Source organism: Streptomyces sp. MNU76 (genome assembly GCF_020982545.1).
Classification (GTDB): Bacteria; Actinomycetota; Actinomycetes; order Streptomycetales; family Streptomycetaceae; genus Streptomyces.
Window position 1 is genome coordinate 1 of sequence record NZ_JAJKLK010000006.1, and the last position, 26,686, is coordinate 26,686.

The 26,686-nt window shown below is 71.3% G+C and carries 23 protein-coding genes and 4 pseudogenes; 8 read left to right on the plus strand and 19 right to left on the minus strand.

From position 1 onward, the window contains the following. The 4 genes and pseudogenes from E4N62_RS15200 to E4N62_RS15215 form a co-directional block, all read left to right on the plus strand. Positions 1-1,369 (plus strand): annotated as a pseudogene (locus E4N62_RS15200) (tyrosine-type recombinase/integrase); the annotation flags it as partial. Then, positions 1,366-1,890, plus strand: coding sequence for a DUF6262 family protein (locus E4N62_RS15205; RefSeq protein WP_230214892.1), 525 nt, complete (start codon positions 1,366-1,368; stop codon positions 1,888-1,890). The pseudogene E4N62_RS15200 and the gene E4N62_RS15205, both read left to right, overlap by 4 nt. 80 nt (positions 1,891-1,970) lie before the next feature. Further along, a complete protein-coding gene (locus tag E4N62_RS15210) occupies positions 1,971-2,270 on the plus strand; it encodes a transposase (protein WP_230211858.1) in 300 nt (99 codons plus the stop codon). Beyond that, on the plus strand, positions 2,267-3,154 hold the full coding sequence (locus E4N62_RS15215; RefSeq protein WP_230211859.1) for an IS3 family transposase: 888 nt from the start codon (positions 2,267-2,269) through the stop codon (positions 3,152-3,154). The genes E4N62_RS15210 and E4N62_RS15215 overlap by 4 nt, the downstream gene beginning before the upstream one ends. Positions 3,155-3,316: 162 nt before the next feature. Here E4N62_RS15215 and E4N62_RS15220 read toward each other — a convergent pair whose 3' ends face one another. Next, positions 3,317-4,171: an NAD(P)H-binding protein gene (locus E4N62_RS15220; RefSeq protein ID WP_230214893.1), complete on the minus strand. Its 855-nt coding sequence runs from the start codon at positions 4,169-4,171 to the stop codon at positions 3,317-3,319. Positions 4,172-4,258: 87 nt separating this feature from the next. Between E4N62_RS15220 and E4N62_RS15225 the strand changes: the two genes are divergently transcribed. Then, the gene (locus E4N62_RS15225; RefSeq protein WP_230214895.1) at positions 4,259-4,855 is read left to right on the plus strand and encodes a TetR/AcrR family transcriptional regulator; all 597 of its coding nucleotides are present in this window, start codon (positions 4,259-4,261) and stop codon (positions 4,853-4,855) included. An 866-nt stretch (positions 4,856-5,721) separates the two neighbouring features. Here the strand turns inward: E4N62_RS15225 and E4N62_RS15230 are convergent. Beyond that, positions 5,722-6,231 carry a GbsR/MarR family transcriptional regulator gene (locus E4N62_RS15230; RefSeq protein ID WP_230214902.1) on the minus strand — a complete coding sequence of 170 codons (510 nt, stop codon included), beginning with the start codon at positions 6,229-6,231 and terminating at the stop codon, positions 5,722-5,724. A gap of 135 nt (positions 6,232-6,366) precedes the next feature. Between E4N62_RS15230 and E4N62_RS15235 the strand changes: the two genes are divergently transcribed. Both E4N62_RS15235 and E4N62_RS15240 read left to right on the plus strand, forming a co-directional pair. Then, positions 6,367-7,275 carry an ABC transporter ATP-binding protein gene (locus E4N62_RS15235; RefSeq protein WP_230214903.1) on the plus strand — a complete coding sequence of 303 codons (909 nt, stop codon included), beginning with the start codon at positions 6,367-6,369 and terminating at the stop codon, positions 7,273-7,275. Further along, positions 7,272-8,914 (plus strand): annotated as a pseudogene (locus E4N62_RS15240) (ABC transporter permease). The gene E4N62_RS15235 and the pseudogene E4N62_RS15240 overlap by 4 nt, the downstream one beginning before the upstream one ends. A 55-nt stretch (positions 8,915-8,969) precedes the next feature. On the opposite strand, the gene E4N62_RS15245 reads toward E4N62_RS15240, so the two are convergent. The 17 genes and pseudogenes from E4N62_RS15245 to E4N62_RS15325 form a co-directional block, all read right to left on the minus strand. Continuing rightward, positions 8,970-10,199 (minus strand): cytochrome P450, encoded by a 1,230-nt coding sequence (locus tag E4N62_RS15245; protein WP_230214904.1) that lies wholly within the window; start codon positions 10,197-10,199, stop codon positions 8,970-8,972. A gap of 82 nt (positions 10,200-10,281) precedes the next feature. Continuing rightward, complete coding sequence (locus E4N62_RS15250) at positions 10,282-10,947, minus strand: response regulator transcription factor (RefSeq protein WP_230214905.1); 666 nt, start codon at positions 10,945-10,947, stop codon at positions 10,282-10,284. Continuing rightward, entirely contained in the window at positions 10,944-12,290 is a 1,347-nt protein-coding gene (locus E4N62_RS15255; protein WP_230214907.1) for a sensor histidine kinase, read from the minus strand. Before E4N62_RS15255 ends, E4N62_RS15250 begins: the two co-directional genes overlap by 4 nt. Positions 12,291-12,442: 152 nt before the next feature. Continuing rightward, positions 12,443-13,332 (minus strand): annotated as a pseudogene (locus E4N62_RS15260) (alpha/beta hydrolase). A 165-nt stretch (positions 13,333-13,497) separates the two neighbouring features. After that, positions 13,498-14,889, minus strand: coding sequence for a kynureninase (locus E4N62_RS15265; RefSeq protein WP_230214909.1), 1,392 nt, complete (start codon positions 14,887-14,889; stop codon positions 13,498-13,500). After that, positions 14,882-15,727 (minus strand): tryptophan 2,3-dioxygenase family protein, encoded by an 846-nt coding sequence (locus E4N62_RS15270; protein ID WP_230214911.1) that lies wholly within the window; start codon positions 15,725-15,727, stop codon positions 14,882-14,884. Before E4N62_RS15270 ends, E4N62_RS15265 begins: the two co-directional genes overlap by 8 nt. Before the next feature lie 207 nt (positions 15,728-15,934). Then, complete coding sequence (locus tag E4N62_RS15275; protein WP_230214913.1) at positions 15,935-16,348, minus strand: DUF3151 domain-containing protein; 414 nt, start codon at positions 16,346-16,348, stop codon at positions 15,935-15,937. Continuing rightward, the gene (locus E4N62_RS15280) at positions 16,345-17,823 is read right to left on the minus strand and encodes an MFS transporter (RefSeq protein ID WP_230214922.1); all 1,479 of its coding nucleotides are present in this window, start codon (positions 17,821-17,823) and stop codon (positions 16,345-16,347) included. The genes E4N62_RS15275 and E4N62_RS15280 overlap by 4 nt, the downstream gene beginning before the upstream one ends. A 73-nt stretch (positions 17,824-17,896) precedes the next feature. After that, positions 17,897-18,919 carry a class II fructose-bisphosphate aldolase gene (gene fbaA / locus E4N62_RS15285; RefSeq protein ID WP_230214924.1) on the minus strand — a complete coding sequence of 341 codons (1,023 nt, stop codon included), beginning with the start codon at positions 18,917-18,919 and terminating at the stop codon, positions 17,897-17,899. A 166-nt stretch (positions 18,920-19,085) separates the two neighbouring features. After that, complete coding sequence (gene pyrE / locus E4N62_RS15290) at positions 19,086-19,640, minus strand: orotate phosphoribosyltransferase (protein ID WP_230214926.1); 555 nt, start codon at positions 19,638-19,640, stop codon at positions 19,086-19,088. A gap of 48 nt (positions 19,641-19,688) precedes the next feature. Further along, complete coding sequence (locus E4N62_RS15295; RefSeq protein ID WP_230214928.1) at positions 19,689-20,489, minus strand: aldose 1-epimerase; 801 nt, start codon at positions 20,487-20,489, stop codon at positions 19,689-19,691. 209 nt (positions 20,490-20,698) lie between these two features. Further along, positions 20,699-21,694: an SRPBCC family protein gene (locus tag E4N62_RS15300; protein ID WP_230214930.1), complete on the minus strand. Its 996-nt coding sequence runs from the start codon at positions 21,692-21,694 to the stop codon at positions 20,699-20,701. A 113-nt stretch (positions 21,695-21,807) separates the two neighbouring features. Beyond that, positions 21,808-23,450 (minus strand): annotated as a pseudogene (locus tag E4N62_RS15305) (polyamine aminopropyltransferase). Between the two features lie 299 nt (positions 23,451-23,749). Next, positions 23,750-24,271 (minus strand): DUF2617 family protein, encoded by a 522-nt coding sequence (locus tag E4N62_RS15310; RefSeq protein WP_230214933.1) that lies wholly within the window; start codon positions 24,269-24,271, stop codon positions 23,750-23,752. Between the two features lie 507 nt (positions 24,272-24,778). Beyond that, entirely contained in the window at positions 24,779-25,153 is a 375-nt protein-coding gene (locus E4N62_RS15315) for a hypothetical protein (RefSeq protein WP_230214935.1), read from the minus strand. Positions 25,154-25,282: 129 nt separating this feature from the next. Next, on the minus strand, positions 25,283-25,504 hold the full coding sequence (locus E4N62_RS15320; protein WP_230214937.1) for a hypothetical protein: 222 nt from the start codon (positions 25,502-25,504) through the stop codon (positions 25,283-25,285). A gap of 145 nt (positions 25,505-25,649) precedes the next feature. After that, the gene (locus E4N62_RS15325; RefSeq protein WP_230214939.1) at positions 25,650-25,868 is read right to left on the minus strand and encodes a hypothetical protein; all 219 of its coding nucleotides are present in this window, start codon (positions 25,866-25,868) and stop codon (positions 25,650-25,652) included. A 251-nt stretch (positions 25,869-26,119) separates the two neighbouring features. Here E4N62_RS15325 and E4N62_RS15330 point away from each other — a divergent pair, with 251 nt between their 5' ends. Continuing rightward, positions 26,120-26,578, plus strand: a complete 459-nt coding sequence (locus tag E4N62_RS15330; protein WP_230214941.1) for a hypothetical protein — start codon at positions 26,120-26,122, stop codon at positions 26,576-26,578. Positions 26,579-26,686 lie beyond the last annotated feature (108 nt).

Sequence of the window (26,686 nt, forward strand, 5' to 3'; positions counted from 1 at the left end):
GCACCGACATCGACAACTTCTGCACCGGATGGCCTTCCTCACCGAGACCGGCGTGTTCGGGGCCTACCACCGGGTCCACGTGATCCGGTCCGTCCGGCAGATCCTCAACAGGATCCGCGTCCTGGGCCTGACCGCCCACGGCGAGATACTGGACGGGCTCCCTGCGAGTTTCGCGCTGTCTGTGCAGGACATCCCGGACGAGCCCGAAGACACCGAGGCCGGCAAGGACCTGCCGGACGAGGTGATGCGCGAACTCTGCGACAACCTGGACCGGTTGGAAAAGACCAGCTACCGCGAGATCCGTGTCGCCACCGAGTTGCTGATCGACACCGGTCGGCGGCCCGACGAGATCGCCAAACTGCCCTGGGACTGCCTGACCACGGACCCCGACGGCTCCCTCATTTTGCTCTACGACAACCACAAGAACTACCGGCTCGGCCGACGCCTGCCGATCGCCAAGGCGACCGCCGCCATCATCACCGAACAGCAGAAACAGGTCCGTGAGCGGTTCCCCGACACCCCGATCAGCATGCTCAAACTCCTGCCGAGCCCCGTGGCCAACCCCGAAGGGAAGAAGTCCATCGGCACGATCGGGGACCAGCACCGGGCATGGGTCGACGCACTGCCCGACATCATGATCCCGGTCGTCGTCGAGATCGACGGGAAGCACGTCACGCGGCTGCTGCCGTTCGACAAGTCCAAGATCTTTCCCTACGCCTACCGGCACAGCTACGCACAACGGCACGCCGACGCCGGCATCGCGCCCGATGTCCTCAAGGATTTGATGGACCATCGTGAACTCTCCACCACACAGTCCTATTACCGCGTCAACCAGGAACGACGGCGCGAAGCCGTCGACCGCGTCACCGCCCTGCAGTTCGACCGGCACGGCACCCGTGTGTGGCGCAAGGCCCAGGGCCTGCTCGACTCCGAGCACGTGCGACGGGCCATCGGAGAGGTCGCCACGGCCTACGGCATCTGCCTGGAGCCCCACAACGTCGCGGCTGGCGGACAGAGCTGCCCGCTCCGCTTCCGCTGTGTCGGCTGCGACCACTTCCGCACCGACGTCTCCTACCTCCCTGACCTGGAGCGATACCTCGATGACCTTCTCCGCAGTCGAGAACGGCTGATGTCGGCCTTCGAGGCCGACGACTGGGCCCGCAGTGAAGCGGTGCCCTCCGAGGAGGAGATCCGCCGGGTCCGCCGTCTGATCAGCCGGGTCAAGGCCGACCTCGACGACCTCTCGCCCGAGGAACGCTCCCAGATCGAGGAAGCCGTCGCGGTGGTACGCCGCAGCCGCACCGTCATGCTCGGCATGCCTCGCATCGCCCAGCCCATGCCCGACGTCCGTCCCTGGAGATTGCCATGAGCACCACCATGCGAGACGGCCGTCAGGCCAACTCCGAGCGCCGCCGCCAGCGAGTGGCCGCCGCGATCAAGAACGCCAGGAAGAACGGCACCCCGATCAGTGTCTCGGCCATCGCCCGGCAAGCCGGAGTCGACCGCACATTCCTCTACCGCCATCGCGACCTGCTCGCCCTGGTCCACGCCGCCGAACTCGAACCGGCAGCCCAGGACCAGGCCGCAGCATCGCCGGTGAGCCGAGCCTCGCTCCAGGCTGATCTCGCCAACGCCCAAGCTCGGAATGCCCGCCTGGCCGCGCGAAACCAACTGCTGGAGAAGCGGCTGTCGCAGGGGATGGGGGCTCAAGCCTGGCAGGAGTCGGGGTTGGGCGCCCCGGCCGACATCGACGAACTCCAGCGGAGGATAACCAGGTTGGAGCAACAGAACGTCGAGCTGGCAGCCGCGTTGGAGGAAGCCCGGGCCGACCTCGACGCCGCGCGAGCGGCCAACCGAGACCTGACCAGAGCCTTGAACCAACGCGGCTGAATCACACAGGGGTGAAGCTTCCCCTTGATCGTGGACACCTGGAGACTGGGATCTTGAGGTTCCAGAGGAAGTAGCACCAGGTGGGAAGTAAGTACACGAAGCGGTACACCGAGGAGTTCAAGCGGGACGCGATCGCGCTCGTCGACTCCTCGGGCAAGACGGTCACTGCCGTGGCCCGGGAACTCGGCATCAGCTCGGAGTCCCTGCGCGGTTGGTACCGCAAGGCCAAGGCTGACCGTGGCGAGGGCCAGGGCGGCGAGCTGACCAGCGCCGAGCGTGAGGAACTGCGGCGGCTGCGGCGGGAGAACCGCGAACAGCAGCAGACGATCGAGATCCTGAAAAAAGCGACCGCCTTCTTCGTGAAGGAGAACGACCGGTGAGCGAGCTCTACCGGTTCCTCCACACGGAGAAGGCAAACTACCCGATCACGTTGCTGTGCCGGGTACTGAAGGTCGCTCGCTCCTCCTACTACGCGTGGCGCGAGGGCGAGGCGGCCCGCCAAGCCCGACTGGCCGCCGACGACACGCTCGCCCACGAGATCACCGTGCTGCACATCGCCTCCCGTCGCACCTACGGCGTCCCGCGCATCCATGCCGAGCTGCGGCGTCTGGGGCGGTGGGTGAACCGCAAGCGCATCGCCCGCGTCATGCGCGAGCGCGACATCCGCGGCGTCACCCGCCGCAAGCAGCACTCGCTGACCCGGCCCGATGCGAAGGCGAAGCCGGCCCCGGACCTGATCGGCCGTGACTTCCACGCCGAACGTCCCGGGATCAAGCTGGTCGGCGACATCACCTACCTGCCCACCGCCGAGGGCTGGCTCTACCTCGCTTGCTGGCTCGACCTGGCCACCCGCGAGGTCGTCGGCTACGCCATGGCCGACCACCACCGCGCCGAGCTCGTCGTCGACGCTCTCGACATGGCCCACGGCCGGGGCGGTCTGGAGCCCGGCTGCGTGATCCACAGTGACCGCGGCAGCGAGTACACCTCCGCCCAATTCCGGGCCCGAATACGAGAGTTGGGGATGCGGCAGAGCTGCGGACGCACCGGATCATGCTTCGACAACGCCGCAGCCGAGAGTTTCTGGGCCCTGCTCAAGGAGGAGATCGGCGCCCGGACCTGGCCCGACCGGGCCACCGCCCGCGCCGAGGTCTTCACCTTCATCGAGACCTTCTACAACCGCCGCCGCCTGCGCAAGCACAAGATCTTCGGCTACCTCACCCCGGCCGAGACCAGACAGCGGCATCAACACGCCCTCGCGGCATAACGATCACGTGTCCGAGATCACGGGGAAACTTCAGGGGCGTCGGCATCCTGGTCGATGAGAGTGGCGTTGGAAGCCAGGGCACAGGCAGTGCCGGCGAAGTACTGCTCGTCGGCACCTGCTGCGACGTCACGAGGCCGAAGGCGCAGGTCGCGGTCGACGCGGTTACGAACCCTCGGTGAACGCGGTGGCGTGGTCGGCGGCCCACTGGCGAAATGTTCGCGGCGCCGTCCCGAGGATGTCGGCCACCGCAGTGGTGATGAACGCGGGCTGTCCGACCGCCGCGCTCCACGCGGCGAGCAGCATGTCGACGACCGAGCTGGGCACCGTACCCTGCGACAGGCTTCGGAACTCGTCCGGCGTCATCTCCTCGAATGCGATCCGGCGCCCCAGGGCGTCACCGATGACGTCCACCTGCGCGGCTTGGGTCAGTGATTCGGGGCCCGTAAGGACGTAGTCGCCTCCGACATATCCGTCCTGATAGAGCGTCCGCGCCGCGACGGCTGCGACGTCACGGTCGTCGACCGGTGCCGACTCGGCAGCGCCGTAAGGCCACCGGACGACCTCACCGGCCCGGATCGCGGGCACCCACCAGGCCAGCGAGTTCGACGCGAACATCCCCGGCCGGATGATCGTCGACTCGAGTCCGGTGGCCGCGATGAGCCGCTCGATGTCGGCGTGCAGCACCGCCATGGGATTGGGCTGCTGGAAGAAGGGGTGCGGCGTCCGGTGCGGGGAGGAGAGGAAGACGATCCGCCGCACATGGGCTGCCAGCCGCTCGACGACTGCCGCGGCGGTCTCGGGCGGGGCGGTCCAGACGAGGAAGACCGCACCGGCGCCATTCAATGCCGGGTCGAGCGACTCGGGCACGGTGAGGTCGCCGGTGAAGACGTCGACCTTCGCCGGCATCGTCGCCGCCGCCTCCGAGCGATGGGTGAGGGCGCGGACCGGCACGCCCGCGTCGAGGAGCTGGTCGATGACGACGCGGCCGACCCGACCCGTCGCCCCGGTTACGAGCACGGGAGAAATGTCTGTCTGATTCACGCCGCCCATAAAAACGTTACTCGGTTAAAAAAGCAACTCGGTAACGAATGTTACGGTAGTTAGATGAGCGAGCCGACGGGACTGCGGGCCCGCAAGAAGGAGCGGACGCGCGACGCCATCGGCGACGCGGCCGTCTCACTGTTCCTGGAGCACGGCTTCGACCGCGTCTCCGTCAACGACATCGCCGCGGCGGCCGAGATCTCCAAGCCAACCCTCTTCCGGTACTTCCCCACCAAGGAAGACCTGGTGCTGCACCGTTTTGCGGACCACCAAGGAGAGGCGGCACGCGTCGTACGTGACCGCAGGTCCGGCATCAAGCCGGTGACGGCGCTGCACCAGCACTTCCGGGCCGGCCTCGATCGGTACGACCCCGTCACCGGCCTCAACGATCATCCCGAGCTGGTGGCGTTCCATCGGCTGGTGTTCACCACACCGAGCCTGGCGGGACAGCTCACTCAGTACCAGCTCGAGGACGAGGAAGCACTGGCGGACGCCCTCGGCGAAGGCATCCAGGCACGCCTGCGAGCCGCCCAGGTACTCGCGGTCCAACGGGTGCTCGCCCGGACCAACTGGCAGAAGATCGCCGACGGTCGAACCGCCCACGACGTCCACCCCGAGGCCGTAGCCGACGCCGACCAGGCATTCAACCAGCTGCGGTGACAGCGACGCTCCCGGTAAGAAGGCTCCGCGGCGCGGCGCACGCATTGCCGCGGGCCCGGTCAGGCCGCTTCCGTGGATGCTGGCGGCCACAGCCTCGTCGGAGACAGGCCGCCAGCATGGTGCCGATCCGGTAGTCAGAGAAGGTGACGGGGGCGCGGCCAGATAGCTCGCCGTCCGGTGGTCGCCGGTGGGGAATCTGAACTGGCCACTGACAACTGTTGCTGGTTGGCCCCCCGCGCCGCCTGCCTCCGAAACCCGCGCAGCGGACTCCGAACACTGACACCGAACCTCTGCTGCCGACTCGGCAATCCCGCTTGGCGACCCGGCAGTGGCGCAACAGGTGTTGCACACGATACTGTCGCTCACACCTGCGCTGAGCTGCACAAAGTAGTCTCCATTCGCCTCGCGCCACACGGTTACCCCCAGAGAAGGCGGCTTCCGGCACTCGCAACCTCATGCCCCACAACAGCCGGCGCGGCGGGTTCGCGCGTCGCCGACCCATGCGATCACGCGCACTGGCCGGCGCGCCAAGCACCATGGCCGCGCCAGGATTGGCCTTGTGCCTCCCGGCCTACCAGGCATAACCGCCTCCAGTCGCACACTCGGCCAGCCCGTCGAGACGCACGCAGACACTCCTGGCCATCGCGGCTTCCCCTCGCCACACGGCATCCTCACCCAATCGCTCGGCTTCTCCGGCCGCGGTCGGCGCCCACCCTGATCCGCCTACAGGGCCACCCGACTGCTGCCGCGAGGAAGGGCAACGTCGTTCGTCACGACAGGCTTGCTCGACGAGCGCCCGGCGGCACTTCAGGTCCGCGGACTACGGGACGGTTTCTCCAGGAAGCAGCGCGTCTCCGGGGCGCCCGTCAGTCCCGGCCGAAGAGTTCGTCGCGGTGGGTGCGCCAGCGGTTCATCATCGCCTCGACCTCGGTCTCGAGGAACTCGAAGAAGGCGAGGGTCTCGGAGAGCCGGCGGCCCGCCGGGCTGTCGGCGCCCAGGCTGGCGACGCCCTCGCGCAGCGCCTCCTCCCACCGCTTGATGATGGCCTCGCGGTTGGTGAGGGCCTCGTACCACTGTTCGCTGTGGACGCGGTAGCGCTCACGGCGCGAACCGGGCTCGCGTTCGCGCGAGACCAGGTGCACCTGGGCGAGATAGCGCACCGCGCCCGAGACGGCGGCGGGGCTGATCCGCAACTGCTCACCCAGCTCGACCGAGGTCAGCGCGCCGGTGTCGGAGGCCAGGAGCGCGGCGAAGACGCGGGCCGGCATACGCGCCATCCCGGCCTCGACGAGCTGCGCCGCGAAGTGTTCGACGAAACGGGAGACCGACTCCGGGTCCCGCTCCGGAACATCCGCCTCGACCTTCGGCTCCACCATCCCTCGCCATCTCCCCTGGTCAGACACCGCACTCCGTACTCAGGCGCGCTCTTGCGACACGCCCAGCCAGCCTACCGGCGGTTTATACGTTTCCTTAACTTCACAAATTTCTGAAGCAAGCGTACGTTCTGAAGCATGACGAAGGCCAACCCCGCCCTAGAGGTGTCCGGACTCCACAAGTCCTTCGGACGCACCCACGCCCTGGCCGGCCTCGACCTGACCGTCGCGACCGGCGAGGTCCACGGCTTCCTCGGCCCCAACGGCTCCGGGAAGTCCACCACCATCCGCGTCCTGCTCGGCCTGCTGCGCGCCGACGCGGGCGCCGCACGGGTGCTGGGCCGCGACCCGTGGTCGGACGCGGTGGAGGTGCACCGCCGGATCGCGTACGTGCCGGGTGACGTGACCCTCTGGCGCAACCTCTCCGGCGGCGAGGTCATCGACCTCTACGGGCGGCTCCGGGGCGGACTGGACGCCCGGCGCCGGGCCGATCTCGTCGAACGGTTCGAACTCGACCCCACGAAGAAGGGCCGTACGTACTCCAAGGGCAACCGCCAGAAGGTCGCCCTCGTCGCCGCCTTCGCCTCCGACGTCGACCTCCTCATCCTGGACGAGCCGACCTCGGGTCTGGACCCGCTGATGGAGGAGGTCTTCCAGCGCTGCGTACGCGAGGAGCGCGACCGGGGCCGTACGGTCCTGCTGTCGTCCCACATCCTCAGCGAGGTCGAGGAGTTGTGCGACCGGGTGAGCATCATCCGCAAGGGCGTCACCGTCGAGAGCGGTTCCCTCGCCGACCTGCGCCATCTGACCCGGACCACCGTCACCGCCGAACTGGCGGCCCCTCCCAACGGCCTGGCCCACCTCCCCGGCGTCCACGACCTCGACGTCCAGGGCCACCGCGTCCGCCTCCAGGTCGACACCGCCGAACTCAACGCCGTCCTGCGCTCCCTGACCGAGTCCGGCGTACGGTCCCTGACCTCGACGCCGCCGACGCTGGAGGAACTGTTCCTGCGGCACTACCAGGCGGAAGAGGTGGCCGCGCGATGACCACGACCGCCGACAGTTCGGGCGGCACCGACACCGGTCTCGCGGGGACACTCGCCGTACGATCCGGCGGGAGCCGTCAACTGGCCGGTACGGGGACCCTGTTGCGGTTCGCCCTGCGCCGTGACCGCGTGATGGTGCCGGCCTGGGTCGCGGTGACCGGGCTGATGGTCCTCTCCATGCCGAACAGCCTCGACGCCCTGTACGGCACCGCCGCCGAACGCGCCGACCTCATGCGGCAGTTGACCACCAACTCCTCACTGCGCGCCCTGGTCGGCCCGGTCTTCGACGACTCCCTGGGCGCCCTGACCGCCTGGCGCGTCGGGGGCTTCGCCGGCCTCCTCGCCGCCGTCATGAGCCTCCTCGTCGTCATCCGCCACACCCGCGACGAGGAGGAGAGCGGCCGCCAGGAGCTGATCGCCTCGGGCACGGTCGGCCGCCGGGCCTCGCTGACCGCCGCGCTGCTCACGGCCGCCGTCGCCAACGGCGGGCTCGCGCTGCTGGTCACGCTGGGGCTGGCGGGGCACGGCGCGGCCGGCGCGCTGGCCTTCGGGCTGGGGATCGCGGGCGTCGGGATGGTGTTCGCGACGATGGCGGCGGTCGTGGCGCAGCTGACGGAGAGCGCACGGCTGGCGCGGGGGCTGACGGCCGGTGTGCTGGGCGCGGCGTTCGTGCTGCGGGCGGCGGGCGACGCTTCGGAGAACGAAGGTTCGTCTTTCTTGACGTGGGTGTCGCCGCTGGGGTGGCTCGAAAACGAGCGTTCGTTCGCGGACGAGCGGTGGTGGGTGCTGCTGCTGTTCGTCGCGGCGGCGGTGGCCCAGGGCGTGGTGGCGTACGAGCTCGCCGGGCGCCGCGACGTCGGCATGAGCTTCCTGCCGACCCGGCCGGGACCGGCGACCGGCCGACTGCGAACGGCCGGCGCGCTGGCCTGGCGGCTCCAGCGCGGCAGCGTCCTCGGCTGGAGCATCGGGTTCTTCCTCGCCGGGCTCGTCTACGGCGGCCTGACCGAGGGCACGGCCGACTTCGTCGGCGACAACAAGAGCGCCCGCGAGATCTTCGAACGCATGGGCGGACAGTCCGGACTGACCAACGCCTTCCTGGCGTCGATGATCGGCATGCTCGGGCTGGTCGCGGCGCTGTACATCGTCGGCGCGGTGCTCCGGCTGCACGGCGAGGAGACCTCCGGGCGCGCCGAGCCGCTCCTCGCGAACCGGCTGAGCCGGCTGCGCTGGGCCGCCGGGCATCTGGTGATCGCCTTCGGCGGAACCGTCTGGATCATGCTCCTCGCCGGTCTCGGCTTCACCCTCGGCTACGGCAAGGAGGCCGGTCCGATCCTGGGCGCGTGTCTCGTCCAGGTCGCCGGGGTCTGGGTGATCGGCGGTGCCGCCGTACTGCTCCACGGGCTCACCCCCCGGGCGGCGACCGCGGCCTGGGGCCTCGCCGGCGCCGTCCTCCTCATCGGCTGGATCGGCCCCGCCCTCAATGCCCCCGGCTGGGTCCTCGACCTCTCCCCTTCGGCCACCTCCCGAAACTGCCGGGCGGCACGATGGACTGGACGCCGGTACTGACCCTGACCGGAATCGCGGTGGTCCTGGTGGCCGGGGGCCTGGCGGGGCTGCGGCGACGGGATGTGGGCGGCTGAGGGGCAGGGACCACGGCGGGCGGAAACGACGGCGGGCAGGACGACGGCGGGCGCCTCAGAGCTCTACCGCTAGACCGTCCAGGCCCCGGATCACGAAGTTCGGCTTGCGGGTCGGCTCGGTGGCGAGGGCGAGGGTGGGGGCCTGCTCCAGGAGCGCCGTCATCGAGGCCGCGAGTTCGATACGGGCGAGGGGCGCGCCGATGCAGTAGTGGATGCCCGCGCTGAAGGAGATGTGCGGGTTCTCCCGGCGGGTGAGGTCCAGCTTCTCCGGGTCGGCGAACACGGCCGGGTCGTGGTTCGCGGACCCGAACAGCATCGCGATCTCCGCGCCCCGGGGGATCGTCGTCCCGTCGATCTCGATGTCGTCCAGCACCCAGCGCTCGAACAGCTGCAGCGGGGTGTCGTACCGCATCAGCTCCTCCACCGCCGCCGGCACCAGCGAGTGGTCCGCACGCAGGGCCGCCAGCTGGTCGGGGTTGCGGAACAGCGACCACCAGCCGTTCACCGTGGCGTTCACCGTCGCCTCGTGGCCCGCGTTCAGCAGGAGCACACAGGTCGAGATCATCTCCTGCTCGGTGAGCCGGTCGCCCTCGTCGTGCGCGGCGATCAGGCCCGAGATCAGGTCCTCGCCCGGCTCCGCCCTGCGGTGCCCGATCAGGTCCCGCAGATAGTCCGAGAACTCCACCGACGCCCGCACCGCCCGCTTCGCCGTCTCCTCCGACGGGCTCAGCTCGTACATCCCGCAGATGTCCGCCGACCAGGGCCGCAGCTGCGCCCGGTCCGACTCGGGGATGCCCAGCATCTCGGCGATCACCGCCACCGGCAGCGGCTCCGCGACGTCCGCCAGCAGGTCGCCGCCGCCGGCCTCCACCAGTGCGGCCACCAGCTCACCGGCCAGCTCTTGCACGTACGGCTTCAGCTGCTCCACCGTGCGCGGGGTGAACGCCTTCGAGACCAGCCGCCGGATCCGGGTGTGGTCCGGGGGCTCCAGGTCGAGCATCCCGTGGTCGTTCAGGGTGTGGAACGGCTCGTGCTCCGCCGGCGGGGCGGTACGGCCGAAGTCCTCGTGCGTGAACCGGTGCTGGTACGTCCGCCCGAGCCGCCGGTCCCGCAGCAACGCCGAGACGTCCGCGTGGTGCGGGACGAGCCACTGGTTCGTGGGCTCGAAGTACCGCACCCGGCCCCGGGCCCGCAGCTCCGCGTACGCCGGGTACGGGTCGGCCAGGAAATCGGGGTCCCACGGGTCGAAGCCGAGGTCGGAAGCGGGGTCGGAAGCAGGTGCCATGACCGGACGCTAACCCGCGACCGGGCCCGCTGAACAGGGGGAACCGGCGTGTGACCTCTCCAAAGCCGCTCCCGGTGCCCGGTCAGCCGGGGGTGACCAGCCGGGCCTCGTAGGCGAACACCGCCGCCTGTGTCCGGTCGCGCAGGCCCAGCTTGACCAGGATCCGGCTCACATGGGTCTTGATCGTGGACTCGGCGACCACCAGGCGCTCCGCGATCTCCACGTTCGACAGGCCCTGGGCGATCAGGACCAGGACCTCGGTCTCCCGGTCGGTGAGCTCGCCGTACGCCAGCTGGGTGGCCGCCGAGGGGCGGGGGGCCTGGGCCAGCTTGGAGAACTCCGTGATCAGCCGCTTGGTGACGGACGGCGCGAGGAGTGCCTCCCCGGAGGCCACCACCCGCACCCCGTCGGCCAGTTGGCGGGCCGAGGCGTCCTTGAGGAGGAACCCGGAGGCCCCCGCGCGCAGCGCCTGGTACACGTACTCGTCCAGATCGAACGTCGTCAGCACCAGCACCTTCGCCCCGCCGTCCGACGCGACGATCTCCCGGGTGGCCTCGATGCCGTTCAGCTCGGGCATCCGGATGTCCATCAGGACGACGTCCGGCGACAGCTCCCGGACCCGGTCGACGGCGTCCCGGCCGTTCACGGCCTCGCCGACCACCTCGATGCCCGGCATCGCGCCGAGCAGCACGGAGAAGCCCTCGCGGACCATCATCTGGTCGTCGGCGATCAGCACGCGGATCGTCATGCGTCGGCCTCGCTCGCGCCGGGCACCGGGAGGAACACCGTCACCTCGTAGCCGCCGTCCGCCGTCTCGTTCGCCGTCATCTCGCCGTTCAGCATGGTGACGCGCTCCCGCATGCCGGTGAGGCCGTGGCCCGTGCCGTGGGTGGACTTGACCAGGTTCACCTCCGGGGACGGGCCGTTGACCACGCGCAGCCCGAGGCCGCCCAGGACGTAGCCGATCTCCACGCGGGCCGTCGCCCCGGGTGCGTGCCGCAGGCTGTTGCTGAGGGCCTCCTGCACGATCCGGTACGCCGACAGCTCCACGCCCTGCGGAAGCTCGCGGACCGCCCCGGTGACCGCCTTGTCGACCGTCAGCCCGGCCTCGCGCACATTGGCGAGCAGGCCGTCGAGGTCGGCCAGGGTGGGCTGCGGGGCGTCCGGGGCCTCGTAGTCCTCGGCGCGGACCACCCCGAGGACGCGGCGCAACTCGGTGAGCGCGGCCACCGCGTTCTCCCGGATCGTGGCGAAGGCCTGCTCCAGCTCCGGCGGCGGGTTCTCCACGCGGTAGGGCGCGGCCTCGGCCTGGATGGCGACCACCGACATGTGGTGGGCGACCACGTCGTGCAGCTCGCGGGCGATCGTGGTGCGCTCCTCCAGGAGGGTGCGCCGGGAGCGCTCGTGCTCGGTCACCGTCTGCTGGGCGGTGACCTCCCGCTGGGCCGTGCGGCGGATGGTCAGGGCGGAGGCGGCCAGCAGGGACATGGCGGAGATGACGAGCAGGGGGCCCGTGTTGGACGCGTAGTGACCGCCGCCGATCGTGCTTTCCACGAACACCCCGTACGCCGCGGTCAGCCCCCACATCCAGGCGGCTGTGCGCGGCCGGCTGCGCAGGGCGACCACCGTCATCACCACCAGATGGGCGGCGAAGCTGCCGGCCGTCCACGGCCAGTCGTCCCACATGCCGCTGAACACCGAGGTCAGCGGGGTGGCGATCATGGATGCCCAGAAGGCGGCCACGGGCCGGACCATGGTCAGCAGGATCGGGATCAGGGCGAAGGCCGCCGCGATCAGGGCGGCGATGCCGTCGCTGTCGGTGGCGGAGGCGGCGATGGTCATCGAGAGCAGGCCCGCCGTCACCACCGCCGCGTGCGGGGCCCAGGCCGTATAGGCACGGAGGCGGCCGGAGAGCCTGCTGGTGAACAGGCCGTCCATCTTCATGGGCGGCATCGGCCGGTAGGCGAACGCGTCATCGATCAGGTCGTGTCGCAGCCTGCGCCACGCGTCCATCACCACCCGGAACTCCGGGCTGCTCGGCTTGCCCCCGCCGCGTGAGGGCATCGTCTGCGTCTGGGTCGTCTCGGTCACGTGGAAAACGGTAGGCGGAGGGCGGGTGCGCCGTCGTCACCAGTGAGGAGGGTCTGTCCGGGTCCGTCTCAGGTACTACGGGTCGCGTGCGGGGCGGGGGCGGGAACCCGGAGGGGCGTGGAGGGGCCTCGGAGAGGGCTCGGCGCCGTCGCTCACCAGGCCAGCTGGGCGATCTCCTCCACCACCACCGCGCAGGCGTCCGCCGCCGGGTCGATGAGCGGGAAGTGGCCCACCTCCTCCAGCAGGGTCAGGCCCACGACCTCCCCCGCCTTGGCCGCGGCCTCGGCGTACGCCTCGGCGACGGCCTGGGGCACGACGATGTCCGCACGGCCCTGCACGAGGGTGGTGGCGATGCCGGTCGGGAGCAGCAGGGCCGGGTCGGCGTAGGGGCGACGGTCCGCGAACCTGTCCGGGCCGCCGAGGAGTTGGGTGGTCGCGCCGCCGCAGACGTCGAGTTTCTCGGCCACGGCGAAGTCGGCGATCGGGGCGAGGGCCACCACGCCGCGCAGGGGGCGGGCGGGGCTGTGCCACGGGGTGTCGGGCGGCAGTACGTGGCGGCCCGCGGCCCACAGGGCGAGGTGGCCGCCCGCGGAGTGGCCGGTGAGGACCGTGCGGCGGGGTCGGCCTGGGGCAGGGCCTCGCGCGCGAGGTCCGGGAGGGCGTCGAGGGCGGCGGCGATGTCGTCGAACGTCTCCGGCCAGCGGCCCGCGACCGGCGAGGGGGTGCCGGTGGGGCCGGTCTGGGCGGGGAGTGAACTGCCCCTCCTGTACTCGACGTTGGCCACCGCGAAGCCGTGGCGGGCGAGGAAGTCCGCGAAGGGGGTGATGTGGTGGCGGTCGTACGGGGCTCGCCAGGCGCCGCCGTGCAGGACCACGACGAGGGGGGCGGTGGCCGAGGCCGTGACCGCGCCCCGGGGGGCGTAGAAGTCGATCACCTGGTCGGGGTGGTCGCCGTAGGGCGCGGTCGCGTCGGGGTGACCGGGGTGCGAGAAGGCGGATGCCTCTTCGGCGGCATCGCGGGCTGCGGCGTCGTCGTCCGGCATGCGGCACCTCTCGGGGAACGGATTTGGAAGGGTTTGGGTGGGCGGGTACCGGGAAAGGGCGCCTGCCGTTGGCGGGGACGGTATCAGGCCGGTGACGTGCGCGGACACGGGGATGTGACGGGGGTCAGGGGTGGAGCCGGCGGGGTCGGACGGGGTGGGTTTCGCTCACCGGCGCTCGCCGGTGCTGCTGAGAGCGGCCGGAGACCGGCCGCTCACCCCACCCCCGCCCGCGCGCTCGCTACGCCGCCCCTCCAGCGTCTCCGCCAACACCCGTGCCGCTCGTTCCACGTCCGTGAAGCTGACGTACAGCGGGGTGAAGCCGAAGCGGAGGACGTCGGGGTGGCGGAAGTCGCCTATGACTCCCTGGGCGATGAGGCGCTTCATGATGTCGCCGGCGTCGTCGCAGCGCAGGGCGACCTGGCTGCCGCGTTCCGCGTGGGCGGTCGGCGTGAGGCACTCCACGCGGCCCTCCGGGACGTACGCCGACACGCACCGCAGGAAGAAGTCCGTCAGGGCGAGGGACTTGGCGCGGACCGCCTCGACCATCGCCCCGGCCTCCTGGGCCGGGCCCACGTCCTTCCCGTCACCCTCTCCGCCCCACCCGTACCAGACGTCCAGTGCCGCCTCCAGGGCCAGCATGGACAGGATGTCGGGCGTGCCGACCCGGCCCCGTACCGCGCCCGGCGCGGGCTCGTAGGCCGGGCGCATGGCGAAGGGGGCGGTGTGGGAGGTCCAGCCGGGCAGGGGTGAGTCGAAGCGGGGCTGGAGGTCGCGGCGGACGTAGAGGTAGGCCGGTGAGCCGGGGCCGCCGTTGAGGTACTTGTAGGTGCAGCCGACCGCCAGGTCGACCCCGTGCGCGTCGAGGCCGACGGGGAGGGCGCCCGCGCTGTGGCAGAGGTCCCAGACGGCGTAGGCACCGGCCTCGTGGATCGCCGCCGTCAGCCCGGGGAGGTCGTGGAGGCGGCCCGTGCGGTAGTCGACGTGGTTGAGGAGGACGGCGGCGGTACGGTCACTCAGGGCGGCCGGGACCTCCGCCGGGGTCACGGGGCGGAGCGTGCGGCCGGTCATCCGGGCCGCGGACTCGGCCAGGTAGCCGTCCGTGGGGAACGTCGTCGCGTCGACGAGGATCTCGTCCCGACGCCCGACACCAGTCCCACCAGTCCCACCACTCCCACCCTGCCGCGCGGCCTCGTCCTCGTCCGCCATCCGGACCGCCGCCACGACCGCCTTGAAGACGTTCACGCTCGTGGAGTCGCCGACCACGATCTGGCCGGGGGCAGCGCCCACCAGCGGGGCTATGCGGTCGCCGATGCGTTCGGGCGCGGTCCACCAGCCGCTCTCGTCCCAGGAACGGATGCGCAGCTCGCCCCACTCGCGGTACAGGACGTCCGCGAGCCGGCCGGGGACCGCGACCGGCAGCGCGCCGAGCGAGTTGCCGTCGAGGTACACCGCGTCGTCGAGGACGAAACGGCTGCGCAGACAGGCCAGTTCGTCGGACGCATCCAACTCCCGTGCCAGGGAGGTCAGTTCAGCGCTGAGCGCGGTCGGTTCAGACATGGGAGCGCGCCGTCCACAGCTCGGGGAAGACGTTCTTGCGGGCGCGCTTCTCCAGCCAGGCCACCCCGGCGGAGCCGCCCGTGCCGGCCTTGGCGCCCATCGCGCGGCGGGTGGCGACGAGGTGGTCGTTGCGCCAGCGCCACACCAGCTCGGCGACGTCGGTCAACGCCTCGCCGAGGCGGGCGAGTTCATGGTCCGGGTCGCCGGAGTACAGCGCGGTCCACGCCTCCTCGACCTCGGGGGACGGCTCGTAGCGCTGGGAGACGTCACGGCTCAGCACGGACTCGGGGATCGCGTGGCCGCGCCGGGCCAGGAGCCGCAGGACCTCGTCGTAGAGGCTCGGCTCGTGCAGCGCCTTCTCCAGCTCGGCGTGGACGCGGGGGGCGCCCCGGTGCGGGACGAGCATGGAGGCGGACTTCTCGCCGAGCAGGAACTCCATGCGGCGGTACATCGCGGACTGGAAGCCGGAGCCCTCGCCGAGGGCGGCGCGGTAGGAGTTGAACTGGGCGGGGGTGAGCTGGGCGAGCGGGCGCCAGGAGGCGTTCAGGGCCTCCAGTTCGCGCACGGAACGCTTCAGCGCGTCCCTGGCCCTCGCCACGTCGTCGCCCCGGATCGCGGTGGTCGCGGTCTCCCACTCGTGGACGATGACCGTGAACCACAGCTCCATCACCTGGGTCGTCACCAGGAAGACCATCTCGCCGGGGTCGTCGGAGAGGGGGTGCTGGAGGTGGGTGAGGACGTCCGCCTGCACGTAGTCCTCATACGGGGTCGTGCCCTGGAAGTCGAGATGCGGGGTCTCGGGCTCCGAAGCCTCGTGGGGCTGAGCCTGCTGGGACATCGCTGTCTCCTGTTGTGTACTCCGGGTAGCGGTCCGCCCCTGCCGAATTCCGACACGGGGGCCCCGGTCCCCACCGGCATGGTCGGCGATACCACCCCCGCACCGCAAGGTCCGCCTGGTCACACCAGGCGGACCTGCGCGAACGACCCTCCGGCCGGCCAGTGACCGATCGGCGTCCGCTCGGCCCGGTGACCGATCGACGTCCGCTCAGCTCAGCGTCTGCGCCGCCGTCGGGGAGGAGTCCTTCAGGAACTGGGAGCAGCGCTCGTACTCCTCCTGCTCGCCGATGTCCCCCGCGGCACGGGCGAGGGCGTGCAGGGCGCGCAGAAAGCCACGATTCGGATCGTGCTCCCAGGGCACTGGACCGTGGCCCTTCCAGCCGTTGCGGCGCAGGGCGTCCAGGCCACGGTGGTAGCCCGTACGGGCGTAGGCGTACGACTCCACGACACTGCCCCGCTCGTACGCCTCGTCGGCGAGCTGGGCCCAGGCGAGGGACGAGGTGGGGTACTTGGCGGCGACGTCGGCCGGGGGCGTGCCGTTCGCGAGGAGTTCGCGGGGCTCCGGGTCGTCGGGGAGGTGCGTCGGGGGCGGGCCCCCGAGGAGGTTCTGGTGAATCGTCATGGGTTCCAGTCTGGCTCATCCCCCGCCCGGCCCGCCTCCAACGGCGGCGACACCACCCCGCAGTGCGTCCGGCACTCGGGATGGCGGCAGTCCGGCTCCGGGCGGCGGATCGTGGTGAAGGACAGCACCGCGCCCACCACCAGCGTCGCGGCGCAGACGATCATCGCCGTGCCGAACGCCTCGTCGAACTGGGTCGCCGACCGGTACGCCTCCGGCCCCATCCCCGCGATCAGCGGCAGCGCGGCCACCGCGACCAGACCTGCCGCACGCGCCGCCGCGTTGTTGATGCCGCTCGCCAGCCCCGCGTGTTCGGTGTCCACGGAGGCCAGGACCGTCGCGGTCAGGGGCGCGACCAGGGTGACCATGCCCAGGCCGAGCACGAGCAGCGCGGGCAGGACGTCGAGGACGTACGACGCGTCCGGCCCGACCCGCAGGGCCAGCAGCATGCCCGCCGCGCACAGCAGCGGGCCGACGGTGAGGGGGATCCGGGGGCCGATCCGTTCGCCGAGCGCGCCCGCGCGGGAGGAGAGCAGGAGCATCAGCACCGTGATGGGGAGCAAGGCCGTGCCCGCGCCCAGCGCCGAGTACCCGGACACCACCTGGAGCTGGAGCGCGACGAGGAAGAAGAAGCCGCCGAAGGCCGCGTACACGCACAGGGTGACCAGGTTGACCGTCGTGAACTGACGGGAGGCGAAGATCTCCGGCGGCATCATCGGATCGGGGCGGCCGCGTTCGACGTACACGAAGGCCACGCCCGCCGCGACCCCGGCGACGGCCGAGACGGCCACCACCAGGGAGCCCTCCCCCGCCTCGATCAGGGCGTAGGTCACCAGCGCCAGCGAGGCCGCGCCGAGGAACGCGCCCAGCACGTCGAAGCGGTTCTCGTGGGCCCGGCCGTCACCCGACTCGGGGACGTGCCGGGTGGCCACGAGCACGCAGACGAGCGCCAGGGGGACGTTCAGCAGGAAGACCCAGCGCCAGCCGGGGCCGTCCACCAGCCAGCCGCCCAGGAACGGGCCGACGGCCGCGCCGATGCCGCCGAAGCCGGACCACAGGCCGACGGCCCGCGCACGGTCGTCGGGGTGGAACGAGGCCTGGATGAGCGCCAGGGAGCCCGGGGTGAGCAGCGCCCCGCCCACGCCCTGCAGCGCGCGGGCCGCGATCAGCACGCCGGCGTTCGGCGCGAGACCGCACAGCAGGGACGCCGCCGCGAACCACACCACGCCGATCACGAACACCTTGCGCCGCCCGAAGCGGTCGCCGAGAGCGCCGCCCAGCAGGATCAGACCGGCGAGGGTCAGCATGTAGGCGTTGACGGTCCACTGGAGGGCCGCGAGGTCCGCGTCCAGGTCCTCGCCCATCCGGGGCAGGGCGACGTTGACGACGGTGGAGTCCAGCAGCGCCATGCCGGAGCCGAGGATCGTGGTGAACAGGACCCACTTGCCCTGGGGCGAGGCGAGCCGGATGTCGGGCATGGGTCCAGGTATACAGCGAGCCCGGCGCCGTGGCGCCGGGCTCGCTGCACGAAAGGAGATGTGCGGGCTGGGCTTACTTGATCTTCTGGCCCGCCGAGCGCAGGTTCTGCGTCGCCTCGACGACACGCGCGGCCATGCTCGCCTCGGCGAGCTTGCCCCAGGTGCGCGGGTCGTAGGTCTTCTTGTTGCCGACCTCGCCGTCGACCTTCAGGACGCCGTCGTAGTTCTGGAACATGTGCGCGGCGACCGGACGCGTGAAGGCGTACTGCGTGTCGGTGTCGATGTTCATCTTGACGACGCCGTTCTCCAGCGCGGTGCGGATCTCCTCCTCCGTGGAGCCCGAGCCGCCGTGGAAGACGAAGTCGAACGGGGACTCCTTGCCGAAGCGCGCGGCCACGCCCTCGTTCAGCTCCTTGAGGAGGTCGGGGCGCAGGACGACGTTGCCCGGCTTGTAGACGCCGTGGACGTTGCCGAAGGAGGCGGCCAGCAGATAGCGGCCCTTCTCGCCCAGGCCGAGCGCCTCGGCGGTGCGGATCGCGTCGTCGACCGTCGTGTAGAGGGAGTCGTTGATCTCGTGGGAGACGCCGTCCTCCTCGCCACCGGTCGGGGTGATCTCGACCTCCAGGATGATCTTCGCGGCGGCGGCGCGGGCGAGGAGTTCCTGGGCGATGGAGAGGTTGTCGGCGAGGGTCTCGGCCGAGCCGTCCCACATGTGCGACTGGAACAGCGGGTTGCGACCGGCCTTGACCCGATCCTCCGACACGGCCAGCAGCGGCCGTACGTAGCCGTCCAGCTTGTCCTTCGGGCAGTGGTCGGTGTGCAGGGCGACCGTGACGGGGTACTTCTCGGCCACGATGTGCGCGAACTCGGCGAGGGCGACGGCGCCCGTCACCATGTCCTTGCTGTACTGACCGCCCAGGAACTCGGCTCCGCCGGTCGAGATCTGGACGATGCCGTCGCTCTCCGCCTCCGCGAAGCCCCGCAGCGCGGCGTGCAGCGTCTGGGTCGAGGTCACGTTGATGGCCGGGTAGGCGAACTTGCCTGCCTTCGCCCGGTCGAGCATCTCGTTGTAGACCTCGGGGGTTGCGATGGGCATGGTCCGCTCCTTGTATGTGCGGGTGGCGTTGTGCTTACGGTCCCTGACCTAGGGTTGCGACATCATCGTCGGCCCCATCCTTCCAGACGGGACCCGATGCTCCGGCCAGGGTGTCCGGAACTGTTCGGTAACCCCTGACCTTGGTGTTCCTCCCGGCGCGTCGGCCTCAGTCGAGACCCAGTTCGTCCTTCGAGAACGCGAACCGGTACGGGACTCCGGCGCCCTGCTCGATCTTCTCGGCGGCACCCGTGGCACGGTCGACGATCGTGGCGACGGCGACGACCTCGGCACCGGCCTCGCGGACGGCCTCGACGGCGGTGAGCGGGGAGCCGCCGGTGGTGGAGGTGTCCTCGACGACGAGGACGCGACGGCCCTTGATGTCGGGGCCCTCCACCCGGCGCTGCAGACCGTGCGCCTTGGCGGCCTTGCGGACGACGAACGCGTCCAGCCTGCGGCCCCGGGCGGCGGCCGCGTGCAGCATCGCGCCGGCGACCGGGTCGGCGCCCATCGTGAGACCGCCGACCGCGTCGAAGTCGAGGTCGGCGGTCAGGTCGAGGAGGACCTGACCGACCAGCGGCGCGGCCGCGCCGTCGAGGGTGACGCGGCGCAGGTCGACGTAGTAGTCCGCCTCCAGACCCGACGACAGGGTCACCTTGCCGTGCACCACGGCCTTGTCCTTGATCTGCTGCAGCAAAGATCCACGTACGTCCACGTCAGTCATGGCAGTCAGCTTAAGGGGGCCCTTATGTCCGCTTACCGGCGTGTCCGCCTACAGGCGACGCCAGGTCCAGGTCGTGCTCGCCTCCAGCGGGTCGATGGGGGTGACCAGACGGGGGTGGGTGTTGAGGCCGTTGGGCGGGCCGGTCTGCGGTTCGACGCACACGGCCTCCGCCTGCTCGTCGTAGACCACGACCCACTCCTCGCGCGAGGTCACCTTGAGCTCCAGCCGTTCCGGCCAGGTGAGGGTGACGTCGACGCCGTCGGGCATCCCGAAGCAGTCGTCCCACGGACCGCTCTTGGGATCGACGCGGTTACCGGTGGGCAGGTGGTCCGCGCCCCGCTCCTCCTGCCAGGCGGGCTGGAAGTCGATCCGTACGTCCGCGTCCTCGCCGCCGCCGTCCAGGTTCCGGTTGAACCAGGGGTGCCAGCCGATCTGGGCCGGGAAGGAGGAGTCGTACGTCTCCACGGCCATGGTGAGGGTGAGGGCGTCCGGGGTGAGGGTGAACACCTGGGTGACACGGCCGGGGTAGGGCCAGGGTTCGACCAGGTCGTAGGTGAGGACGGCCTCGGTGGCGTCGTGACGGGCGACGCGCCAGGCGCCCTCGCGGGTGGTGCCGTGGATGGCGTGGGGCGGGGCGTTGAGGGGCATCTGCTGGACGAAGCCGCCGCTGAGGAACTGTCCGTCGCGGATACGTCCGCACCACGGCACCATCGGGAAGCAGCCGAACCGCTCGCCCTGCCGCAGCAGTTCGACCCCACCGACGCGCAGCCCCGCGACCCGGCCACCGTTCCCCGGCGCCAACACGACCTCCGCGTCACCCGCGGCCAACGTGATCTCTTCACTACTCACGCCTCGACCCTACTGGTCGACGGGACGGGGGAGTTACGGACGACGATGCCGCGGCGCGAGCCGCCGGGGTGAGGCGGGGAGAGGTGGTGGGGAAGGCCGGAGCAGGAAGGGCGGCTGGGCCCCGGACCGGAAAGAAGGGCCGTAGGCAAGCCAGCACCGACCGACAGCAGAACTGAGCCGAGGAATGGGCAGAGCCCGGCGGCCTACGGTCAGCGGCGTCTGCGCAGGGCTCGACTCACGATGATGGCCGACGCCACAGCCAGGGCCGCCACAGGCGCCGCCCAGCGGAGGGCAGCGCTCGCGGAGACTGTTTCCGGGGCCGGGACCGGGGCGTATCTGCCGCGGGGCGGGGCGTGGTCCACCTCCTCCGCGCTGCGGCCGATCATCGTCCGGCGGGCGTGCGCCGCCTCGGCCGGGGGTTCGTCCCCGGCCGCGAAGCCGCCCTCGCCGAAGGGGTCCAGAGCCGAGGGTGGGACGTCGGTCTCGAAAACGGAGGCCGGCGGCTCGTCCTCAGCGGGGACCGGGGGTTCTTCGTCGGCGGTGCCCGGGGGTTTCTCCTCGTCGGCCGTGGCCGGGGGCTCCTCGTCGCCGGAAGCCGGGGGTTTCTCGTCGGCGGTGGCACCGGGCTCGCCGGCGGCCTCGGTCTTGGTCTCGTCCTTGGTCTCGTCCTTGGTCTTGGTCTCGTCCTTGGTCTTGGGTGCGGCCGGCTGTTCTTCCTCGGCCGGGGCCGGGGGCTTCTCGTGCTCGTCCCGGTCGGCGAGGGCTTCGCCTTCGGATGCTGTCGGCCCCGCCGCCCCCAGGTTCTCCGCGAACCTGTCCAGCAGACGGGTCGTCGCCGAGGTCACCGAGTCGGGCGGGAGGTCGGTGATCCGGCCGGTGGCGGTCGCGGCGGCAGAGCAGGCGATGGTCGTGCCCTCACCGGCCTGGACGAGGCGGAGGGTCAGGGTGAGTTTCACGGTGCCGGAGCCCCTGACCTCGGCGGCGTCCCCGTCCACGACGTAGGAGCCGTCCTCCTGCGGCGTGACACGCAGGGTGCCCCGGTAGGTGATGGTGTGCCCCGCGACCCGTACCTTCAGGCGCCCGGCGACCGGCGGCGTACCCGCGTCCTGCTGGAGCCCGGGGACCGCTCGGGCCACCCGCTCGGGGTCGGACAGCGCCTCCCGGAGGCGGCCGACGGGAACCGGAACGAACACCTCATGCTCCATGGCAGTCGAGCCTACCCACGAGGCCCCGCACCGCACCCGTACATACGCGTTATTGCTCGTGTTCCGCCCACGCGGCCCCGCACACCTCCCTGCGCCCCACCACCCTCCACGGCTCAGTCCGCGTACCTCGGGTGCACCAGCGTCGACGGCGGCAGGTCCCGCAGCCCGTCGGCCGCGCCGAGCCGCATCACCCCGGCGCCGAGGGCCGGGCCCGGGCGGCGGCCGTCGTGGGGCGAGGGACGGGTCGCCAGGACGAAGCCCCAGTCGTGGGGCGTGCGGGAGGTGTGGGCCGTACGGTCGGGGCCGGTGACGAAACCGGGGTCGGCGGCCGTGACCCTGTAGGGCGTGGTGCGCAGCCCGGCGGCGCGGACGGTCGCGTCGACGGTCCAGAACACCTGCCGCCGGGACGCCACCGGCCCGGCGTGCACCACCATGCGCCCGTCGACCGCCAGGACCTCGCGGGCCAGCCCGTAGAACTCCTGCGAGTAGAGCTTGGTGCTCGCGGTGATCCCGGGGTCGGGAAGGTCCGAGATCACGACGTCGTACGGCTCGGTCGGCCGGGCGCCGCGCAGCCAGGCGAAGGAGTCCTCCGTGTGGACGCGTACCCGGTCGTCGTCGTGGGCGTGGCCGTTGAGCGCGGAGAGCGCCGGGTCCGTGCGGGCCAGGCGCACCACGCCCGGGTCGATCTCGACGATGTCCACACGGCGTACGCCGTCGTGGCGGAGCACCTCGCGGGCGGCGAGGCCGTCACCGCCGCCGAGGACGAGGACACGGGCGTGCGGTCCGGCGTTCATGGCGGGGCGGACGAGGGCCCGGTGGTAGCGCTGTTCGTCGTTGCCGTTGATGCGCAGCCGCCCGTCGAGGTAGAGGGAGAACGGGCGCCCGTCCAGGCCGCCGGTGAGGACGACCTCCTGCCGGCCGGTCTGCAACGCGATCCGGACGTCCTTGCCGTACACCGCGTGCCGCGCGGCACGCTCGAAGTCGTCCACGTGTACGGCGGCGGTGGCGAGGAGGCCGAGCACGGCGAGGTTGGTGACCAGCAGGAGCCAGCGCGCGCGGCGGCTCAGGTCGCGGTGGAACAGACCGAGGACGAGCGCGCCGCCGACCAGGACATTGACCGTGCCGGTGAGCAGGGCGCCGGTCAACTGGCCGAGCCAGGGCAGCAGGAGGAAGGGGAAGGCGAGGCCGCCGACGAGCGCGCCCACGTAGTCGGCCGCGAACAGGTCGGCGACCGCGCCGCCCGCGTCCTGGCGGCGGATGCGCTGGATCAGCTCCATCAGCAGCGGGACCTCGGCGCCGATGAGCAGGCCGATGGCCAGGGAGAAGGCGACGAGGAGGTAGCGGGAGCCGCTCGCCCACATGCCGCCCCAGTCGCCGGTCCAGGCGAACGCGGCGTACAGCACGAGGGCACTGCAGCCGCCGACGAGGGCGAGGGCGGCCTCGATGAGGCCGAAACCGAGGGCCGCGCGGGGGCGGAGGCGTTTGGCGCCGAGGGAGCCGATGCCCATGGCGAAGACCATGACCGAGAGGACCACGGAGGCCTGGGTGACGGAGTCGCCGATCAAGTACGAGGCGAGGGCGACGAGTTCGAGTTCGTACACCAGTCCGCAGGCGGCGCAGACGAATACGCCGGCGAGGACGAGGAAACGGCCGAGTCCCGGGCGGACCGGGAGCCACGCCTGGGCACCCGGGCCCGGGCCGCTGTCGCCGCGCCAGGGGAGGGGCGCCGGGGGTGCGGGGCGTGCGGCTCGATCACTCCTGGCACGCTACCGTCACGGTCGCGCTGCGCTGGGTCACCCACACGGGTGGTCTGCGACGCTTGGCCGGGTGCCTGATAGCTCGGGGTTCGGGTGGGTGGGCGGCCGCGGGTGCGTGGAGCGTCTCGCGCAGTTCCCCGCCCCTGAAAACCGGGGCTACGCCCCGCACTTTCAGGGCGCAACCCCGGCTTTTCAGGCCCGCGGGGCCTGATCTTCAGGGGCGCGGGGAACTGCGCGAGAAGCCCCACAGGAGCCGCGCCCGCCGACGAACCCGCACCCCCGAGCTATCAGGCACCCGTCACAGCGCCGCAGGCACCCGCACCCCCACCCTCGTTCTCGTGGCCACCAGTTGCCCGTCCTGGGGATACGCGTGCCACGTACGCCAGTGCACCTGCCCCTCGTGGCGCTGCGCCAGCATCGCCGTGAAGGCGTGCGGGCTGCCGGGGAAGACCCCGGCCAGTCCATGGGGATGGTCGGAGACGAGCGCCAGGAGTTCCTGGGCCCGGCCCGCGAACGACCCCGGCGACAAGACCTCGACCCGCGCGGCGAATTCGTACTCCCAGTCGCCCACACGTTTGGCCACCCCGAGCGGGAGCGGCGTGCTGGATCCCGGGATGCACGCGACCGTCTCCGAACAGTGGCTCCCCCGCTCCTCCTCCAGGAGAACCTGGTGGGACGCGCCGAGCAGCCTCAACTGCAGCTTCGCACCGGTGAGTTCGAGATCGAGCGTGGCGAGCGCGGGCAGCGGCTCGCGCCCCAGCGCCCAGGCGAGGTCGGCCGCGCGCGTGTCGGTGTAGGCGGTGTTCAGGGTCGTGAGCATGGGTCGGCTCCGCAGCGACGCAAAGAGAAGAGGAGGTGGGTCCGGCGCACCCCGGTAGGCACCGGGAGCTGAGGCCCGGTCAGCCAGGTCACGTGAGGACGACGTCCCGGTCGGTCCGGTCAGCCAGGTCAGGCCTGCCGGGAGGGACGTCCGGGGGGCCGCGTTGGCGATTTATAGGGAATCATGAACTGTGGCGCCACCACAGCGTTTTTACCCAACTTGACGTGCTTTCCATCCCCCCGAGGGCTGCCCAGCTCAACTGTTCAACCAGGCGTACGCCCCGTCGGTCGACGCGCTCCCCACGCGCCCATCGGGCCGGGCGCGCGAACTCGGGGGAGCGCCTGCCGGACAACCGGGCCCACCCGGCGTACTCAGGCGTGAAAGACCGCCACATCGGTGCGCCTGCCCCCTTGTGCCGGACATACACACGCGAACCTGGACACGCGAGCGCCCGCCGGGAGGTTCGTCCCGGCGGGCGCTCGTGTCGTGGAGCTCGGCTGCCCCGTGTCAGCTGCCTCCACCGCATCCGCCCCCGCCGCCGCCTCCGCAGGACGAGCCGCTACTGCTTCCGCACGAGGAACCACTGCCGCTGCCGCAGGACGAGCCACCACCACCGGACGACGAACCGCGGTCGTCGTTCGAGGAGTGGGACGATCCCGAGTCGCCGACGGTCGCCGCCCCGATCACCCACCAGCTGTTGTCGGAGCTGCTGCTGTGGGCACCGCTGTCGCTTCGACTGCCGCGGTACGCGCTGCCGCCCCGGGCGGTCGACGGGCGGCGACGCGCCGCGTGCCTCCTTCTGCGGTTGTTGACGGCGACGATGGCCACCGTCCCCACGAAGACCACCGCCAGGATGATGCCGATCACCACGATCGCGTTCATGGCGTCACCCCTCCCCTCTTGTCCTGAGTCCCCCGAAGCGACCCCCCATGGGTGCCTCGTTCAATGTCGTTGCCCCACTTCGTTCGTGGGCGCTGTTGCCGAACTTCGTTCGTGGGCGCTGTCGCGCGGTCAGCTGCCGCCACCGCAGCCGCCGCCCCCACCGCAGGAGGACCCGCCTCCGCAGGACGCGCCGCTCCCGCACGACGAACCACTGGACGACGAACTGCTGGACGAGCCCTTGTCCGCCCACCAGCTGCCGCGTCGGCCGCGTCGCCGGGAGTTCCTGACGACTCCGATGGCGACGGCCAGACCGATGGCGCTGAGCACCAGGATGAAACCGACTTCCGCCATGGCCCACCCTCCCCTCTTCCTTGCGTGTGCCCCCGAAGCGACCCCCGTGGGTGCCTCGCTCACTTGCGTGTGGCGGGGATGCCCCGCCGGTGACCGCTCAAAGCCGAGTTGAGCAAGTCCAGAGCTTCGCGCGCGGCGGCACGTCTCAGCTGCCGCCACCGCAACCGCCGCCACCGCCGCCTCCCCCGCCGCACGACGAGCCACCGCCGCAGGAGAACCAGCTGCCGCCCCCGGACGACCGGTGGGACGACCCGCCGTCCGCCCACCAGCTGCGGCGGCGGCTGCGCCGCGAGCCTCGGCCGAGCGACGACAGCACCCCGATCAGGGCCACCGCGCCCAGGAAGAGAATGAAGAAGCCATCCATGACGGCACCCGCCTTTCGTTCCCCCGTACGCCCCCCGTGGGCCGTGCGTGACGTGGGGATGCCCTCGCGTCTCACCGGTCAAAGCCGAGTTGAGCAAGTTCAGAGGGTTCTCCCGGGTCAACACCTCCTGACCTGCACAGACATGCGGGTCGCGGGCCGCCCGACTTGCGGTTCCGGGTGGCCGCGCGAACCTGGAGCGGAGGGGAGGGACGTGAACGCCTGTCCGGGCGTTGAATAAGGAGACGGATCATATGTCTGTTCGAAGCATGACGTCGGCGCGGCTCACGGACGGTCGTCCGCAGGTGTTCGCGGGGAGCAACCACGGGCTCTTCACCCGCTGGAAGGTCAGTGAGCACCCGGACGCCGGCTGGACCGACTGGCAGCCGTTCCCCTTCGACCACGGCCGCGTGGTGTCGCTCGCCGCGGCTCCGCTCACGGACGAACGGCCGCAGATCTTCGCCGTGTCCGAAGGCGGCGAGCTGTGGAGCACCTGGAAGGTGACCACCGACGCGAGCGCCGCCTGGGCCGACTGGACGAAGTTCAACGGCCTGCCGGGGTCGGCCCGCAGTGTGGGTGTGGCCACCCTGACGGACGGCCGCCCGCAGATCGTGGTCGGCACCGACAACGGTTCGGTGTCCTCGTGGAAGGTGAGCACCCACCCCGACGACGCCTGGTCCGAGTGGTCCTCCTTCGACGGTCCGCCCGCCTGATCCCGGGAAGCACGCCGCCCGGCCGGGGTTTCCGGCCGGGCGGCGCGTGGGCGGCACGTGGGGCGACACCTCGAGTGCCACACTCCGAACCAGGGTTGAGGAACTCCA